The sequence below is a fragment of the Synechococcus sp. PCC 7502 genome, assembly GCF_000317085.1.
In the GTDB taxonomy this organism is placed as follows: domain Bacteria; phylum Cyanobacteriota; class Cyanobacteriia; order Pseudanabaenales; family Pseudanabaenaceae; genus PCC-7502.
Map to the genome: position 1 here is coordinate 3,274,497 of NC_019702.1, position 18,028 is coordinate 3,292,524.

8 protein-coding genes, 3 tRNA genes, 3 rRNA genes and 1 pseudogene are annotated in these 18,028 nt (G+C 42.9%); 11 read left to right on the plus strand and 4 right to left on the minus strand.

Annotation, left to right across the window (positions count from 1 at the left end):
- Positions 1–5: 5 nt before the first annotated feature.
- A complete protein-coding gene (glcD, locus tag SYN7502_RS16400) occupies positions 6–1,523 on the minus strand; it encodes a glycolate oxidase subunit GlcD (protein ID WP_015169851.1) in 1,518 nt (505 codons plus the stop codon).
- A 22-nt stretch (positions 1,524–1,545) separates the two neighbouring features.
- Positions 1,546–1,617 (minus strand) — tRNA-Thr (locus SYN7502_RS16405).
- A 148-nt stretch (positions 1,618–1,765) separates the two neighbouring features.
- On the opposite strand from SYN7502_RS16405, the gene SYN7502_RS16410 reads away from it, so the two are divergent.
- The 7 genes from SYN7502_RS16410 (at position 1,766) to rrf (ending at position 9,726) form a co-directional block, all read left to right on the plus strand.
- On the plus strand, positions 1,766–3,904 hold the full coding sequence (locus tag SYN7502_RS16410) for an adenylate/guanylate cyclase domain-containing protein (RefSeq protein WP_015169852.1): 2,139 nt from the start codon (positions 1,766–1,768) through the stop codon (positions 3,902–3,904).
- 93 nt (positions 3,905–3,997) lie between these two features.
- Positions 3,998–4,546, plus strand: a complete 549-nt coding sequence (locus tag SYN7502_RS16415; RefSeq protein WP_015169853.1) for a hypothetical protein — start codon at positions 3,998–4,000, stop codon at positions 4,544–4,546.
- Positions 4,547–4,718: 172 nt separating this feature from the next.
- Positions 4,719–6,202: ribosomal RNA gene (locus tag SYN7502_RS16420) — 16S ribosomal RNA — on the plus strand.
- Positions 6,203–6,322: 120 nt separating this feature from the next.
- Positions 6,323–6,396, plus strand: a tRNA-Ile gene (locus tag SYN7502_RS16425).
- A 32-nt stretch (positions 6,397–6,428) separates the two neighbouring features.
- Positions 6,429–6,501: transfer RNA gene (locus SYN7502_RS16430), tRNA-Ala, on the plus strand.
- Positions 6,502–6,704: 203 nt separating this feature from the next.
- Positions 6,705–9,523 (plus strand): 23S ribosomal RNA (locus SYN7502_RS16435).
- 86 nt (positions 9,524–9,609) lie between these two features.
- Positions 9,610–9,726: ribosomal RNA gene (rrf, locus tag SYN7502_RS16440) — 5S ribosomal RNA — on the plus strand.
- Together the 16S, 23S and 5S rRNA genes with 2 tRNA genes alongside form the textbook arrangement of a ribosomal RNA operon.
- Positions 9,727–9,872: 146 nt before the next feature.
- Here the strand turns inward: rrf and SYN7502_RS19490 are convergent.
- Positions 9,873–10,322: pseudogene (locus tag SYN7502_RS19490) on the minus strand (hypothetical protein); the annotation flags it as partial.
- A gap of 653 nt (positions 10,323–10,975) precedes the next feature.
- Here SYN7502_RS19490 and SYN7502_RS16450 point away from each other — a divergent pair.
- Positions 10,976–11,866, plus strand: a complete 891-nt coding sequence (locus SYN7502_RS16450; protein ID WP_015169854.1) for a glycosyltransferase family 2 protein — start codon at positions 10,976–10,978, stop codon at positions 11,864–11,866.
- The gene (locus SYN7502_RS16455) at positions 11,859–12,785 is read left to right on the plus strand and encodes a glycosyltransferase family 2 protein (RefSeq protein WP_015169855.1); all 927 of its coding nucleotides are present in this window, start codon (positions 11,859–11,861) and stop codon (positions 12,783–12,785) included. The genes SYN7502_RS16450 and SYN7502_RS16455 overlap by 8 nt, the downstream gene beginning before the upstream one ends.
- Positions 12,786–12,993: 208 nt before the next feature.
- On the opposite strand, the gene uvrB is transcribed toward SYN7502_RS16455, so the two are convergent.
- Positions 12,994–15,000, minus strand: coding sequence for an excinuclease ABC subunit UvrB (gene uvrB, locus SYN7502_RS16460; protein ID WP_015169856.1), 2,007 nt, complete (start codon positions 14,998–15,000; stop codon positions 12,994–12,996).
- A 650-nt stretch (positions 15,001–15,650) separates the two neighbouring features.
- On the opposite strand from uvrB, the gene SYN7502_RS16465 reads away from it, so the two are divergent.
- Complete coding sequence (locus SYN7502_RS16465) at positions 15,651–17,411, plus strand: NAD+ synthase (protein WP_015169857.1); 1,761 nt, start codon at positions 15,651–15,653, stop codon at positions 17,409–17,411.
- Positions 17,408–18,001: a retropepsin-like aspartic protease family protein gene (locus SYN7502_RS16470; protein ID WP_015169858.1), complete on the plus strand. Its 594-nt coding sequence runs from the start codon at positions 17,408–17,410 to the stop codon at positions 17,999–18,001. Before SYN7502_RS16465 ends, SYN7502_RS16470 begins: the two co-directional genes overlap by 4 nt.
- Positions 18,002–18,028: the final 27 nt, after the last annotated feature.

Below are 18,028 nucleotides of genomic sequence, written 5' to 3' on the forward strand. Positions count from 1 at the left end.
AAGAACTAAAATCTAGGAATTTCTGGAAACTGGGAATGAGAAGTTAGTGGTTTAGCTCCTTCACCACAGGTTCGGGGCGACGGTAAAACCTTTCCCGGGTTGGCGATATTTTTAGGATCAAAGACTTGCCTAATCCACTGCATAGTTTCAAGATCAGCCTTGTTAAACATCTCTGGCATATAGCATTTTTTGTCAGCCCCAATCCCATGCTCTCCCGAAATACTGCCCCCAACCCGAACGCAGAGTTTAAGAATTTCGCCACCTAGGGTTTCTACTTTTTCTAATGCCCCATGTTGGGAGTTATCATACAAAATTAAGGGATGTAAGTTACCATCACCCGCGTGAAACACATTGGCGACTTTATAGCCATGCAGATCACCTAAAGCGGCGATTTCTGCTAACACAAAAGGTAACTTTGTTCTGGGAATCACGCCATCTTGGACATAGTAATCAGGGCTGAGTTTTCCCATTGCCGCAAAAGCTGCTTTTCGTCCTTTCCATAGTTTCAAGCGTTGTTCAGGCTCGATCGCAGTTGTAATATTTCTGGCTCCATTTTTACGGGCGATCGCTTCCACTTGAATCGCATATTCTGCAACTTCCACAGCTAATCCATCTATTTCTATAAGTAGAATTACTTCCGCATCACGGGGATAGCAACCAGAGGCAACAGTATCTTCTACAGCATTAATACTCATGTTATCCATCATTTCCATACCCGCAGGAATAATACCCGCACTGATAATGTCAGAAACTGTGCTGGCTGCAGCTTCAACACTCTCAAAATCAGCTAAAAGTACATGTACTGCTTCAGGAGTTTTCAGAATCTTTAGAGTAATTTCCGTAGTAATACCTAAGGTACCTTCGGAACCAACAAATAAACCCGTGAGATCATAACCGGGCATTTCGGGAATTTTACCACCGACATCAATAATGTCCCCATTGGGGAGAACTACTTTTAAGCCCAAAACGTGATTAGTTGTGACTCCATATTTTAGGCAATGCACACCTCCAGAGTTTTCGGCAATATTGCCCCCAATCGAACAGATAATTTGACTAGAAGGATCAGGCGCATAGTAAAACCCTGCCCCACTAACAGCTTGAGTGACCCAGTTATTAATTACCCCCGGCTGGACTATAACTCGCTGGTTTTCCAAATCCACTTCTAAAATTCGCTTCATCAAGGCTGTAACAATCAGCACGCAATTTTGAATCGGTAAAGCTCCCCCTGATAAACCTGTACCTGCACCCCTAGCCACAAAAGCAATGCCATAGCGATCGCACACCTTTAAAACCTCTGATACCTCTTGGGTTGACCTAGGCAAAACCACTAAGGCTGGCTGCTGTTTATAGCTAGTTAAGCCATCACATTCATAGGCAACTAAATCTTCACGGGTACGAACCACATTTTTTTTGCCCAGAATTGCTTCAAACTCTTTGATAATTGGTTGCCAGTTAATTTCCTGAGAATTAATTTTCTGAGAAATCTGAGGAGAATTAGATTGTGATTTAGGAGTAGTCAGCATTCTTCAAGGATAAAACAAATAAAGCCGATGACGGGATTTGAACCTGCGACCTACTGATTACGAATCAGTTGCACTACCACTGTGCTACATCGGCATAAGCTTTACTGGGTTCTTTGATAATACCATTCTCAAAATACATTCAAACTAACTAATAATTGTATAAATTTAAACAATGCCATAGCTCTAGCTAACCTAGCCTAAAGAAGCCAAATTTTATTTAGGAGCGAAGCTAAATCTCCCCCATGCGATCGCTCACCCATTTAAGCATTAAATCCAAGTTGATTATCATGCTATTGGTAGTCAGCAGTTGCTCTATTCTAGTGACAGCATACATTAGCTATCAAAGCGGTAAATCCAATCTTACTGATCGAGTTTTTAACCAACTAACTAGTGTTAGGGCATCTAAGGCATACCAAATAGAGTCCTACTTTCAGACCCTCCGCAACCATGTTCAAACCCTAGGTAAAAGTCCGTTTGTCATTGATTCTTTAAAAGAATTTGATGCTGGTTATAGTCAATTAGCACAAAACCCCAAAAATATTGATAAGTTGCAGCCAAAACTAGATGAATATTACCGTGATCAGTTTCTAGCCAGACTTAGCAAAGCTGACTCAAGCATTCAACCGACTGGCTCTGTTCTGAAATTCTTTGAACCTAAAGCCTTAGCCTCTCGATATTTACAATCCCAATACATTGCGGCTAATCCCTATCCTGTCGGTAAAAAGCACTTATTAGATGATGCCAAAGATGGTAGTACCTATAGCAAAGTTCATGCCCGCTATCATCCGATTTTTCGCAATATTATTGAGAAATTTGGCTATTACGACCTGTTTTTAATTAACCCTGAAGGCAGAATTGTCTATACGGTTTATAAAGAAACAGACTATTCCACCAGCCTCAGACAAGATGCCTATAATGAAACCAATCTAGCCCGACTCATTACTCAAGTCCGTCAAGAAAAAGAACGAGACTATGCCCGCATCATTGACTTTGAGTCCTATGCTCCATCCTACGGTGCGCCTGCGGCATTTATAGCTACACCAATTTTTGATCAGTCCCAGTTTATCGGGGCGATCGCCGTGCAAATTCCCGTTAATGAAATCAATAATGTGATGACAGGAAATCGAAACTGGGAAAGTGATGGCTTAGGCAAAAGCGGCGAGACTTACTTAGTTGGACAGGACTATTTAATGCGATCGGTATCCAGATTTTTAGTCGAGACCCCTAATCAGTATCTTGAAACGCTGCGATCGCTTGATGTCAGCGAAAAAATCCTTAAGCGCATCCAGCAATTTGAAACATCGATCCTAGAGCAGAAAGTGGCAACCGTTGGTTCCAAAGAAGCCATAGCAGGAAAAAAGGGTATCCAAATTATTAACGACTATCGTAACATTCCCGTTTTAAGTTCCTATGCGCCCTTACGCATTGATGAACTAGATTGGGTGATCTTATCTGAAATAGATTTAGATGAAGCATATGCCCCAATCAAAGCCTTTGAGCGACAACTGCTGATTTCTGCCACTATCCTGATGCTAGTAGTTACCCTATTAGCTATGGGGCTGGCATATTTATTTGTAAAACCCATTAACCAATTAATTGCTAATTCCCTAAAAATTGAAAAAGGCAGACTAGATGCCATTGTTCCCCTAAACTCCCAAGATGAATTTGGGGAACTGGCAAAATCCTTTAATGCCATGGTCAATAGCCTGCGCGCCCAGACTGAATTAGTAGAACAAAAAAACCTAGAAAATGAACGGCTGCTATTAAGCGTATTTCCCCTAGCAATCGCTAAACGACTGAAACGAGGCGAGAGAAATATTGCGGAAAGAGTTGCCAATGTTGCCGTACTGTTTGCAGAAATCACAGGATTTACTAAACTTGAAGCCTCCTTAAGTGCCTATGAAGTTGTGAGTATTCTCAATGATCTAGTGGGTGCCTTCGATGAAGCAGCCGAAAAATACGGCATTGAAAAAATTAAAACCATAGGCGATCGCTACATGGCTGTCTGTGGACTTTCCCTACCCTACCTCGATCACGATAAAAGAGCTATAGATTTTGCCATTGAAATGTCTGCGATCGTGCGGAGGTTTAACCATGATCGCCGCTTTCAGTTAAATATTCGCACAGGTATTCACTCAGGTAATGTAATTGCAGGAATCGTCGGCAAAAACAAATATATCTACGATGTATGGGGCGACACAGTTGATTACTGCCAGCATTTAGTCTCCCTAAGCCCTATAGGTAACATCACAGTTTCATCAGAGATTTATCACAGGTTAGAAGACATCTATGAATTCAAACCTTTAGAATCTGCGGAGTCTAATTCAGAAACAAAAAATTGGATTTTAAGTACTAATCACCCCGACAACCTAAAGAGTTAAGCAAGATTATAATAATTGGTACCATGTATTGCTTAGATCGTAAATCTGTACTAAACTAGCAATCTAATCTTGGTACCATATTTAATTAATCAAATGCCTAATAAAAACGCCCTTGGTGGCAGGGGTAAAAAAGCCCCCTACAAAACTGAACATTATCGAATTCCTGCGCCGATTAAACCCCTTGTCCAAGCCCTAGCCAATCACTATCGTGAACTAGCAAGTCAAAACAAGGGCGAATTAAGCTTTGCCGATTTAGTTGATCAGATCAAAGAGCAAGCCATAAGCCTTGACCAAGCCAAGTTAATCAAAGTTCCTACTATCTCCGCCTATGAATTCACTCAAAATCTTTATCGAGTCTGGTTTACAGAAGCAGAAACTAAAGCAGGTAGAGATTGTTTTGGTCAACCAATTTTGCTAGCTACATTAGCCCAAAAGATGGAACTAGAAACAAAGACCTTTTTAGCACTATTAACTCAAGTTGAATCAGACCTACTTGAACTCATACCTACTAAAAAGAAAAACTATAAGGTTGATAATAGACGAGTCGGTGCCTTGACATTTCATACCCCACTATCAGTCAGACCAGATCATATTTCAGTTTCCAAAAAAACAATAAGCGAAACAGTTGACAAACCGATATAGCTTTGTTATATTCAATAAGCGCAAAACGGTTAAGAAAAGCCGAAACGCCTGAACCATAGACAACTCAATAGTTTGAAAGCCAAGCAAGAAAACTTCGTCAAAGAAAATTTGAAGAAATTCAAGCAAAAAAGCGTTTAAGAAACGCAAAAAACGAGCAACTCAACTCAACAACATCATGGAGAGTTTGATCCTGGCTCAGGATGAACGCTGGCGGTATGCTTAACACATGCAAGTCGAACGGAGTAGCAATACTTAGTGGCGGACGGGTGAGTAACGCGTAAGAATCTGCCTATAGGACGGGGATAACGGCTAGAAATGGTCGCTAAAACCCGATGTGCCGAGAGGTGAAATATTTATAGCCTGTAGATGAGCTTGCGTCTGATTAGCTAGTTGGAGTGGTAACGGCACACCAAGGCGACAATCAGTAACTGGTCTGAGAGGATGACCAGTCACACTGGGACTGAGACACGGCCCAGACTCCTACGGGAGGCAGCAGTGGGGAATTTTCCGCAATGGGCGAAAGCCTGACGGAGCAATACCGCGTGAGGGATGAAGGTTCGTGGATTGTAAACCTCTTTTTTCAGGGAAGATAATGACGGTACCTGAAGAATAAGCATCGGCTAACTCCGTGCCAGCAGCCGCGGTAAGACGGAGGATGCAAGCGTTATCCGGAATTATTGGGCGTAAAGCGTACGCAGGTGGCACATCAAGTCTGTTGTTAAAGCGCGGAGCTCAACTCCGTAAAAGCGATAGAAACTGGTGAGCTAGAGTATGGTAGGGGCAGGAGGAATTCCCAGTGTAGCGGTGAAATGCGTAGATATTGGGAAGAACACCAGCGGCGAAAGCGTCCTGCCAAGCCAAAACTGACACTCATGTACGAAAGCTAGGGGAGCGAATGGGATTAGATACCCCAGTAGTCCTAGCCGTAAACGATGGGTACTAGGTGTTGGGAGTATCGACCCTCTCAGTGCCGTAGCTAACGCGTTAAGTACCCCGCCTGGGGAGTACGGTCGCAAGATTGAAACTCAAAGGAATTGACGGGGGCCCGCACAAGCGGTGGAGTATGTGGTTTAATTCGATGCAACGCGAAGAACCTTACCAAGACTTGACATCCTATGAATCCTGCTGAAAGGTGGGAGTGCCTTCGGGAGCATAGAGACAGGTGGTGCATGGCTGTCGTCAGCTCGTGTCGTGAGATGTTGGGTTAAGTCCCGCAACGAGCGCAACCCTCATTTTTAGTTGCCATCATTCAGTTGGGCACTCTAGAGAGACCGCCGGTGACAAACCGGAGGAAGGTGGGGATGACGTCAAGTCAGCATGCCCCTTACGTCTTGGGCTACACACGTACTACAATGGCTGGGACAAAGAGTCGCAAGTATGCGAATACAAGCTAATCTCGTAAACCCAGTCTTAGTTCAGATCGTAGGCTGCAACTCGCCTACGTGAAGGCGGAATCGCTAGTAATCGCAGATCAGAATGCTGCGGTGAATACGTTCCCGGGCCTTGTACACACCGCCCGTCACACCATGGAAGTTGGTCACGCCCGAAGTCGTTATTCTAACCGCAAGGAAGAAGGCGCCTAAGGCAGGGCTGATGACTGGGGTGAAGTCGTAACAAGGTAGCCGTACCGGAAGGTGCGGCTGGATCACCTCCTTTTAGGGAGACCTACTTCTACTAGACCGAAACAATACAGTAATAAGTCAGTAGTAAGCAATCCCAAGGTCGGTCGAAGTCAACAGCAAAGCTTTCAAACTATGTCTAGTTCAACTAACAAGAGGGCTATTAGCTCAGCTGGTTAGAGCGCACGGCTGATAACCGTGAGGTCCCTGGTTCGAGTCCAGGATGGCCCACTAAAGAAGTGATAGACATAAAACTTCTTAAAGGGGGTATGGCTCAGTTGGTAGAGCGCCTGCTTTGCACGCAGGATGTCAGCGGTTCGAGTCCGCTTACCTCCACTGAAACATAGGCAATAGTAAAATGTACAGCAACTAATCTTGTGAAAACAAGACAGACTGCTGGAAAATTCCAGTCAGAACCTTGAAAACTGCATAGTAATAGTCAAAAGTAACTTTTCAAAAAGTTCTTTTCTGGGTAACTAGAAAGAACAAAATGAAAACAAGCAAGTAGATATCAATGTAAAGCGAACAAAGCAAATTGTGGTCAAGCTACAAAGGGCTTACGGTGGATACCTAGGCACAGGAAGGCGATGAAGGACGTGGTTACCGACGATACACTTTGGGGAGCTGGAAACAAGCCTTGAGCCAAAGATTTCCGAATGGGGCAACCCTATATACTGCCCGTTGAATACATAGACGGGAAAGAGCAAACCCAGCGAATTGAAACATCTTAGTAGCTGGAGGAAGAGAAAATAAATAATGATTTCCCTAGTAGCGGCGAGCGAACGGGAAAGAGCCCAAACCAGTTGGCATGACTAACTGGGGTTATAGGACAGCAACATGTATCAACAAAGTTAGACGAATTGTTTGAAAGACAAGTCATAGAGAGTGAAAACCTCGTAGTCAAAAACTAAGTTGAGCTAGCTGTATCCTGAGTAGCACGGTACACGAGAAATTCCGTGTGAATTTGCCGGGACCACCCGGTAAGGCTAAATACTCATCTGTGACCGATAGTGAACCAGTACCGCGAGGGAAAGGTGAAAAGAACCCCGAGAGGGGAGTGAAATAGAACATGAAACCGTAAGCTTACAAGCAATGGGAGGACGATTTAACGTCTGACCGTGTGCCTGTTGAAGAATGAGCCGGCGACTTATAGGCAGTGGCAGGTTAAGGCGGGAATGCTGGAGCCAAAGCGAAAGCGAGTGTGAAAAGCGCGATAGTCACTGTTTATAGACCCGAACCTGGGTGATCTAACCATGGGCAGGATGAAGCTTGGGTAACACCAAGTGGAGGTCCGAACCGACTGATGTTGAAAAATCAGCGGATGACCTGTGGTTAGGGGTGAAATGCCAATCGAACCCAGAGCTAGCTGGTTCTCCCCGAAATATGTTGAGGCATAGCGGTTGTGATTATAGTCTGGGGGTAAAGCACTGACTCGGTGCGGGCGGAGAGATCTGTACCAAATCGAATCAAACTCTGAATACCAGATGCACACACAACCAGTCAGACTGTGGGGGATAAGCTCCATGGTCAAGAGGGAAACAGCCCAGATCACCAGCTAAGGTCCCCAAGACATCGCTAAGTGGATAAGGAGGTAGGAATACAGAGACAACCAGGAGGTTTGCTTAGAAGCAGCCACCCTTAAAAGAGTGCGTAATAGCTCACTGGTCAAGTGTTCCCGCGCCGAAAATGAACGGGACTAAGCGATGCACCGAAGCTGTGAGATTAATTTATTAATCGGTAGGGGAGCGTTCTGTAATAGTGAGAAGCATTAGCGTAAGCAGATGTGGACGAAACAGAAGTGAGAATGTCGGCTTGAGTAGCGCAAACATTGGTAAGAATCCAATGCCCCGAAAACCCAAGGCTTTCTACGCAAGGCTCGTCCACGTAGAGTTAGTCGGGACCTAAGGCGAGGCTGAAAAGCGTAGTCGATGGATACAGGGTTAATATTCCCTGACTGATATGTTGGAGCAAACTAGGGACGCATGATGATAAGCCATACCCTTAATGGATTGGGAAGAGTTTACGAACTCTACATGGTGAAGATAGTGCCAAGAAAAGCTAGGTAGCGATGAAAACATACACCCGTACCCCAAACCGACACAGGTGGGTAGGTAGAGAATACTAAGGGGCGCGAGATAACTCTCTCTAAGGAACTCGGCAAAATTACCCCGTAACTTCGGGAGAAGGGGTGCCCACCTAAGACGTGGGTCGCAGTGAAATGATCCAAGCGACTGTTTACCAAAAACACAGGTCTCTGCTAAGTCGTAAGACGATGTATAGGGGCTGACGCCTGCCCAGTGCCGGAAGGTTAAGGAAGTCGGTCAGCGCAAGTGAAGCTGGCGACCGAAGCCCCGGTGAACGGCGGCCGTAACTATAACGGTCCTAAGGTAGCGAAATTCCTTGTCGGGTAAGTTCCGACCCGCACGAAAGGCGTAACGATTTGGATGCTGTCTCGGAGAGAGACTCGGCGAAATAGGATTGTCTGTGAAGATACGGACTACTTGCACCCGGACAGAAAGACCCTATGAAGCTTTACTATAACTTGGAATTGGGTTCGGGCTTCTCTTGCGCAGGATAGGTGGGAGACTATGATGATGTCCTTGTGGGGATATCGGAGTCAACAGTGAGATACCACTCTGGAGAGGCTAGGATTCTAACCTTTACCCATGAATCTGGGAGAGGAACAGTTTCAGGCGGGTAGTTTGACTGGGGCGGTCGCCTCCTAAATTGTAACGGAGGCGCGCAAAGGTTCCCTCAGGCTGGTCGGAAATCAGCCGCAGAGTGCAAAAGCATAAGGGAGCTTGACTGCAAGACCAACAAGTCGAGCAGGGACGAAAGTCGGCTTTAGTGATCCGACGGCACAGCGTGGAATGGCCGTCGCTCATCGGATAAAAGTTACTCTAGGGATAACAGGCTGATCTCCCCCAAGAGTTCACATCGACGGGGAGGTTTGGCACCTCGATGTCGGCTCATCGCAACCTGGTGCGGAAGTACGTGCCAAGGGTTGGGCTGTTCGCCCATTAAAGCGGTACGTGAGCTGGGTTCAGAACGTCGTGAGACAGTTCGGTCCATATCCGGTGCAAGCGCAAGAGTATTGAGAGGACTCCTCCTTAGTACGAGAGGACCGGGAGGAACGCACCGCTGGTGTACCAGTTATCGTGCCAACGGTAAACGCTGGGTAGCCATGTGCGGAGTGGATAACCGCTGAAAGCATCTAAGTGGGAAGCCCACCTCAAGATGAGTACTCTCATGACATAAGTCAGTAAGGTCACGGGCAGAATACCCGTTAATAGGCTTTAGGTAGAAGTACAGTAATGTATGTAGCCAAGAAGTACTAATAGACCGAGGGCTTGTCCTCAATAATTGTTAGCTAATACATTTAATTTACATGACTATTACTGTGCAGCTTTTAAGGTTTTGGGTAAATTAAGCCTTAGTGATTTGCTTGGTGCTTATGGTGCAGTAGAACCACTCTGATCCATCCCGAACTCAGGTGTGAAATGCTGTTACGGTGAAGATACTTTAGGGGTAGCTCTATGGGAAAATAGCTCGGTGCCAAGCTTAATATTTAACGAAAAGAGGTAGTAAAACATAACTACCTCTTTTCTGTTTTTCCTTTTGTAGACTTAATGGATATTCAAATAATGATAGTTCTAAAGATGTAGGGATGCTGATAAAGAAAGCAAAGCCTAGCTTGAATCTCAGCGTTATAAAGAAATACTCGATGAATTACTCAGAGGCTGCAAGGTTAGAAGTAGTGAAAAGTGACAAATCATTGCAAGACGTGCATTATAGTCATGAATAAAGTACCAAATAGCCCCAATATGATTGCCTAACTTCCCAGAGAAAGACAGAGTTTGTCGCACCAAAAGAGAAATGCGTTGACGAAAAGTATTATTTAATCTTTCAATAGGATTAGTTTGACCGCTCTTCTCACCCACAGCACGATGACGTATACAAGGAATTAAATTATTAATTACTTTAGAGTAAACCTGCCAAAAGTGATTATAAGCAACAGTATACTGACGGTAAATAGGAGGTAACCTCTGCCAAAGTTTAAGAGCAGATTTACGACTTCTATCACCAACAGAACATTCGATAATTTCTCTTGTATTGAGATCAATAACTAAGTATATATAGCACTTAAAATTCTTGGAGAGAACAAACGATCACATTCCCCAGAATCAACCAATATCAAAAGCAAAAACTGAGCTAATTGGCAAACTACTTTTAGAACGAATTGTGATGAGACCAATTGTGCGGGTTAGCAATATTTCAAGGCAGTGGGTATAAAGTTATATTAATGGGCAATCACGAAGTGTAGAACAACATGTCAAAGTGATAGCTAAAAAAAAGGTGAGGCTGACGATAGAGTGTGATGAACTTTGGTCATTTGTAAACAATAGTAAAAATAAAGTATGGATTTGGTTAGCAATTGATCGCCAAATCAGAGAAATTATTGGTGTATACCTTGGTAGTCAAGATGCAGCATTGAGGTTATGGCAATCTTTACCAAGTGTGTATCGATAATGTGTTGATTTTTCTGCAAAGCTTACGGTTGTGTTTTACCCCAAAAAGGACATAAAGCTGTGGGTAAGGAATCTTGACAGACTAATCATATTGAATGATTTAATTGCACTTTAAGGCAAAGGGTTGCTCATCTTGTCAGGAAAACTCTTTCTTTTTCCAAAAAGTTAGAGAATCATATTGGAGCTATTTAATTATTCATCCATCATTACAATACTGATATTCAAGCAAAACTCTTCACCATCTGTGCCCCCTCCTTACCTAGTAGTCCTCAAACCTCAATATGAATACAGCGAACGTTTATATAATTATCCCCATTCATAATCGTAAGCATCTTAGCCTTGCTTGTTTGGAAAATTTGCGGGTTAACGGAGATTTGCAAAAATATCAAATAGTGATCGTAGATGATGGTTCTAGTGATGGCTCAACAGAGGCAATCCGATTGCTTTATCCTGAGGTCATTCTTTTAAGTGGAGATGGGAATTTGTGGTGGACTGGGGCGATCACTCTAGGAATGCAATATGCCTACGAACATGGAGCTGAATACTTGATCTGGCTGAATGATGATTGTCAGCATTGTATAGGCACTATTGATAATTTAGTTACCTTTGCTCAGACACATCAAGATGTAATTGTAGGATGTCAAGGAGTTGAACCCGAAAACCCTAATTTAATCGTGTTTGGCGGCAAAGTTAAGACATGGCAAGGATACCGGTTCATTAATCCTCCTGCAAATATGGTTGTACCTTGCGATTTACTGAGTGGAAATATTGTTTGTTTGCCTCGTTCTGTAATTGAGAAAATCGGCTATCCTGATTTAAGAATTACTCCCCATTATGGTGGTGATTCTCTTTATTTAATCCTTGCCCAAAAAACAGGATTTTTAATTTATGTTGATACCAGAAGTCGAGTACATAGTATCGCTGGGGCATCAAAACTTTATCCTCAAAAATGGTTATTAGGAGAAGGTAAAGCCTTAGATATTCTCAAATTAGTGTTTGTACCGCAATCTGGTCTCAGTTGGCGAGTTTGGCTAAAACTAAATTGGGAGGCATATTCAGTCTGGGGAATTGTCATGTTTTTAAAGAAGTATGTATCAATTCTGATAATTACTGGTTTAAGATTTTTACCCCTCAGTATTAGGTACAAACTATTTGCAAATACCCATGGGTAATATCAGCATCATAATTACTTGTTATCGTGAAGGTGAGCTAATTCGTGAAGCGGTTAATAGTGTTTTATCCCAATCACTACTACCCCAAGAAATAATTATTGTTAATGATGCTTCTACTGATCAACCTACGATCGCAGTTTGTCAAGACTTAGAACTTAATGAACTAAATCAAGAGCTTAAATGCCCTATTAACGTGATTTGGCGAGAGGTTAATGGCGGTTCTTCTGTGGCTAGAAATACAGGGTTTTCCGAGGCTAAGGGAGAAATTTTAGTGCCGTTAGATGCCGATGATATTTTGCCAGTTGACGCTTTAAAGCTAATTAGTCAGGCATTTTCCAATGATTCGGAATTAAGTTTTGTCTATGGTAGCTATATGAGACTGGATCGGACGAACTCTATTATGAAAATTAATCCTGATGATATTTCTTTAGGGGTAATGCTGCGGGCAAAGAGACTTTCCTTAAGTTCAAATTGGAAGCTGTTGGGAACTACTCCTTTAAAGCGATCGCTATGGCAGTCTTTAGGCGGTTATGATCCTAATTTTGGGGTCAAGGATTTACATGATGTGGAGTTTTGGATGCGGGCGATCGCCTCTGGAGTTAAATATACAAATATTCCTGAACCTATTTATATCTGGCGCAAGTATTTAGGTAGTAATAGCCGTCTTGTCACTCCTATGGCTTGGTATCAAATTGCCGAGAAGTATTGGGATATTTATAATGCTGTAGGTTTAGAGTACCGTGCCTATGAGCTTTTACTACTGGGGAGTAAGTGGCTTAATCAATCTGAGGATATTCGTACCTATACCCATAAACTATGGCAATCCCTACGATCTGGGCAAATTCATTTTTCCACTTTGGTGGCGATCGCTATACCGCCTCAGGTTTTGAGGTTTCTAGCTAACTGGCATCGACGTTAACGCCATCTCTGGAATTCCTACCCTTTCTTTAGTTTGACTACTCCTATACTTAATGGCGGCTCTGTAGTCATCATTCACGCCAAAATGAAAACATCAGGGGAAGTGACTACGGTTTCAACACCGTTGTTAAATCCTGCATCTCGATCTAAATCACGCAGAGTTATTGCTTTTCAGTCTTTTCCTTTTGGAGATTTTTAGTTAGGTTTTCTTACTTAGTTTTGTTACCTAAAAGTTGATTTCGCAAATTTTTAATGCGATCGCGTAGTTGGGCTGCCTGTTCAAATTCCTGCTTTTTAGCTGCTACTTGCATTTGGGTTTGCAGTTGTTCAATTAGCTCTGGAATGCTATCTAGGGGAATACTATCAAAGGATTTAACGGTATATTCTGCCTGTTGTTCGTTTAAGCGGCGGGAAATTGAAAGGAAATCCAGAATGCCATTGTTAGAGGTTTTGATAATAGATTTGGGTGTAATACCGTGTTTTAAGTTATGTTCCAGTTGAATTTGACGGCGGCGGGCAGTTTCATTGATGGCATATTCCATACTTTCAGTCAGGCGATCGGCATACATAATTACCTGTCCATTGCTATTACGGGCGGCTCGACCTATGGTTTGAATTAGGGAACGATTGGAACGTAAGAAACCTTCTTTATCAGCATCTAAAATTGCCACAAGGGAAACTTCGGGTAAATCCAGCCCTTCTCGGAGCAGATTAACGCCGATTAAAACATCAAACTCTCCCTGCCTTAGTCCTTGTAAAATTTCAATCCGTTCAATGGATTTAATATCAGAGTGCAGATATTTAACATTAATATTGCGCTCTTGGAAATAGGTAGTTAAATCCTCCGCCATGCGTTTAGTTAAAGTAGTAATCAGCACCCGTTCATTTTTGCTTACCCGCAGTTTAATTTCTCCCAGTAAATCATCCACCTGCCCTTCAATCGGACGCACAAATACCTCTGGGTCAAGAATGCCCGTTGGTCGAATGATCTGCTGCACCACCTGCTCGGAAACTTCTAATTCCCAGTCTCCGGGGGTAGCAGAAACGAAAATACATTGATTGATTTTGCTGAGAAATTCATCACTTTTCAAAGGACGATTATCCGCCGCACTGGGCAGCCTAAAGCCATGATCGATTAGAACTTTCTTCCTTGCTTGATCGCCGTTGTACATACCTCGTAATTGCGGAATCGAAACATGGGATTCATCCACAACTAAGAGCCAGTTGTCTAAAGGGAAATAATCCACTAAACAGGATGGAGGATCGCCAGCATTTCTGCCAGCTAGATGCCGAGAATAGTTTTCCACTCCATTACAAAAACCAACTTCACTTAGGAGTTCCAAGTCGTAACGGGTGCGTTGTTCTAGACGTTGTGCTTCTAATAATTTATTCTCTTTCGTAAGCTCATCAATGCGTTCATCCATTTCTGTTCTAATATTGGCGATCGCTTCTTGGAGTCTATCTTCAGGGGTGACAAAGTGCTTTGCGGGATAGATATTCAGTCCTTCTAAACTCAATAGAATTTCGCCCGTAATCGGATCGACATAACGGATAGCTTCAATCTCATCCCCAAAAAATTCTACTCGAATAATCCGATCTTCATAGGCAGGACCAATTTCGATAATATCGCCTCTGACCCGAAATTTACCTCGACCCAGCTCTAGATCGTTGCGCTCGTACTGCACTGCGGTGAGGTCTTTCAGTAATTCCCTAGGATCGAAAGTCGTTCCTACTCGGAGGGGAATCGATGCTTTCAGATATTCCTCTGGCATTCCTAAACCATAGATGCAACTGATGGAAGCAACTACAATCACATCTTTACGTTCAAATAGCGATCGCGTGGCAGAATGCCGCAACATATCAATTTCGTTATTAATAGAAGCGGTTTTTTCGATATAGGTATCGCTAACAGGAATGTATGCCTCTGGTTGATAGTAATCGTAATAGCTAATAAAATATTCCACCGCATTATCGGGAAAAAATTCCCTCAACTCGTTACAAAGCTGTGCTGCAAGGGTTTTATTATGTGCCAGAACTAGGGTGGGTTTTTGGTATTTGGCAATGGTGGAGGCGATCGTCATGGTTTTGCCCGTACCCGTTGCTCCCAATAATGTTTGAAAGCGTTTGCCAGAATTTAAACCCTCTAATAGCTGGGCGATCGCTTTGGGTTGATCAGCTGTAGGTTCCCAAGGTGCATTTAGCTTGAATTCTGGCATAAAAACAATACTCAAAAGGCAACTCTTAAATTATACTCGCTCCATAAAAAGATATGGCTTAACCCTTTTTGCTAACCAATTATCTGTATGGATGTCCTTCTCACTCATTTCCTTCAGTATCCATCCACCAATTTTCATTGTTTCAAGTATCGCAGCTAGTATGTTCAATTGGCTGGGGATCGATACCAAGACCTCTAAAAATTTGGGCTGAAGGGATAGGTAACTTTAGCACTCCATTACTTTCTCTAGCCCATTCTCCAAATAGATGGAGTATAGAGGCTATTTGGTATCTTTTCTTGATATAGAAGGCACACAGACATCCCGTTTTTCACGACCCAATAGGGAAAGGGTACGGAATATAGGTCAATTGCTAAAACAAGTTAAGATCGTAGAAGGTGAAAGGCTTACAGCCAATGGTTTAGATGTCAAATAGGCTCTATATTCACTCATTCCTGAATGTTAATCGAAAGCCGCCCCAAGGGGCGGGGAATTTACCCAAGAGATTAAATTAGTTCGATCTAAAGTAATTTCTAAAGCCATCAGAGAGTTATTCTATATGCTAGTTAACTAAGGGTGTGGTTAAAACTGGGGTGAATAACCCCTTTTTAATTCCCAGTGAAACTATCTATACTGAAAGTTATCCAGAGAACATGAAAATTGCGATCGCTCAACTTAATCCAACTATCGGCGACTTAGCAGAAAACTCAAGACAGATATTAAGGACTGCGAATCAGTGTTTTGAGCAAAATGTCAGTTTATTAATTACGCCAGAACTGTCCTTGTGTGGCTATCCACCCCGAGATTTATTAATTCATGATGGATTTATTCAAGAATTAGCGATCGCTTTGCAATTATTAGCTGAGACATTACCTGCATCCGTTGCGGTTTTGGTTGGTACCGTAGAGGTCAATCCCCATGCCCCTATTACTGGCAGTAAGCCTTTATTTAATAGTGCGGCGTTGTTGCACCATGGCAAAATTCAACAGGTTTTTCATAAACGGCTATTACCCACCTACGATGTATTTGATGAGGATCGATACTTTGCTCCCGGCGATCGCAGTAATTCCTTTATTCTTAACCAAAGCCTAGATCAAACCCCAAATCAAACTTTAGAGCAACCCCTTCGTATTGGCGTGACTATCTGTGAAGATATTTGGAACGACTACAAGTTTTGGGGTAAACGATTTTATGCGGATGATCCCGTAGCTGATCTGGCTGCCCAATCCGTCGATTTATTAGTTAATCTTTCCGCTTCACCCTACGCCATAGGTAAACCCCAGTTAAGGGAATCCATGCTCAGTCACAGTGCGATCGCCCATAATCTCCCTGTTATTTATGCTAATCAAGTGGGAGCAAATGATGAACTAATTTTTGATGGGCATAGTGCGGCTTTGAATCAAAAGGGAGAAGTGATCGCTAGGGGCTTAGGCTTTAAGTCGGATTTATTAATTATCGATTACGAGGCTCAAGATTTACATTCCCTAATAGCTCCAAAACCCGAACCATTTGATCAGTTTGATCACTCCACGGAATCTGAAATCTGGAATGCTCTGGTATTGGGTGTGCGGGACTATGCGCATAAGTGTGGCTTTAAACAGGCAGTATTGGGGTTAAGCGGTGGTGTCGATTCTGCTTTAGTTGGGGCGATCGCTACGGCAGCCTTAGGTCGGGAAAATGTTTTGGGGATTTTAATGCCCTCACCCTATAGTTCTGATCACTCTATTTCCGATGCTTTAGAATTGGCTAAAAATCTGCAAATCTCTACCCAAATTATTCCCATTGCGCCAATGATGTCAGCCTTTGATCAGGCTTTAACAGAAATATTTAGAGGTAAAGATCAAGATATTACCGAAGAAAACTTGCAATCTCGGATTCGGGGAAATATTCTGATGGCAGTCTCTAACAAGTTTGGGCATTTACTATTATCTACGGGTAATAAATCGGAGATGTCCGTGGGTTACTGTACCCTCTATGGGGATATGAATGGAGGCTTAGCGGTAATTGGCGATGTGCTGAAAACAAGGGTATATAAGCTCTGTGCATGGTTAAATCAAAATCAGGAGTTAATTCCTCAGCATATTTTAACCAAACCCCCCAGTGCCGAACTTAAACTCGATCAAGTCGATCAAGACTCTCTGCCAGCCTATGAAATCTTAGATGATATTTTAGAAAAGTTAATTAGCGATCGCCTAGCTCCTAAGCAAATTATTAAAACTGGACATGATCCGCAAACTGTGAAGCGAGTGGTAAATTTGGTGAATCGAGCCGAATTTAAACGCCGTCAAGCTGCCCCAGTCTTAAAAATTAGTGATCGCGCCTTTGGTTCGGGTTGGAGAATGCCGATCGCAGCAAAGACTACCGTTTTATCTGTGAATTTAGCTGTAGATTTATCATTGGAGGAATCACCATGAAAGCTTTATCTAGTCTGTGTATCATAATTCCTACTCTAACTTTCACTTTTATTTCGAGTATATTTCAACAAGCGATCGCTAAACCCTTCCCTAAAGATGATGGTTGTTATATTGTCAACTCGTCGGGTAAGGTCATAAGTCTCTCAAGTTTATGTGGATCGCCGAATTCAATTACTAACAATAATCCCACACAAAATTCTAAGCAAATCAGACAACTCCCCAATGGCGTATTTCAAGCCAAAATTAAACGCCGTGACAATGGTATTCCCGTGATTGATGTCAAATTTGGGAATCGCATTTTTGAAATGATCGTTGATACCGGAGCTAGCGGTACGATCATCACCACCGATATGGCTCAGGCTCTGGGCATAGTTCCTGTAGCAAAAACTTTAGTTAATACCGTGGGTGCGAATAATGTGGAATTACCCTTAGGCTATGTACCGAGAATAGAAGTAGAGGGAATTGTTGCCCAAAACGTGCTGGTGGGGATTATTCCAGCTTTGCAAATTGGGTTACTAGGACATGATTTCTTTGGTGATTTTGAGATGACAGTGAAGCGAGACACGATTGAGTTCCGTTCTCCTAAATAGTTAGTTTCAATAATCAGCCCCAAAAAA

Coding starts and splice junctions, on each gene's coding strand:
- glcD (WP_015169851.1), bottom strand. CDS start 1,523: ATGCTGACTACTCCTAAATCACAATCTAATTCTCCTCAGATTTCTCAG.
- SYN7502_RS16470 (WP_015169858.1), top strand. CDS start 17,408: ATGAAAGCTTTATCTAGTCTGTGTATCATAATTCCTACTCTAACTTTC.
- SYN7502_RS16450 (WP_015169854.1), top strand. CDS start 10,976: ATGAATACAGCGAACGTTTATATAATTATCCCCATTCATAATCGTAAG.
- uvrB (WP_015169856.1), bottom strand. CDS start 15,000: ATGCCAGAATTCAAGCTAAATGCACCTTGGGAACCTACAGCTGATCAA.
- SYN7502_RS16410 (WP_015169852.1), top strand. CDS start 1,766: ATGCGATCGCTCACCCATTTAAGCATTAAATCCAAGTTGATTATCATG.
- SYN7502_RS16455 (WP_015169855.1), top strand. CDS start 11,859: ATGGGTAATATCAGCATCATAATTACTTGTTATCGTGAAGGTGAGCTA.
- SYN7502_RS16415 (WP_015169853.1), top strand. CDS start 3,998: ATGCCTAATAAAAACGCCCTTGGTGGCAGGGGTAAAAAAGCCCCCTAC.
- SYN7502_RS16465 (WP_015169857.1), top strand. CDS start 15,651: ATGAAAATTGCGATCGCTCAACTTAATCCAACTATCGGCGACTTAGCA.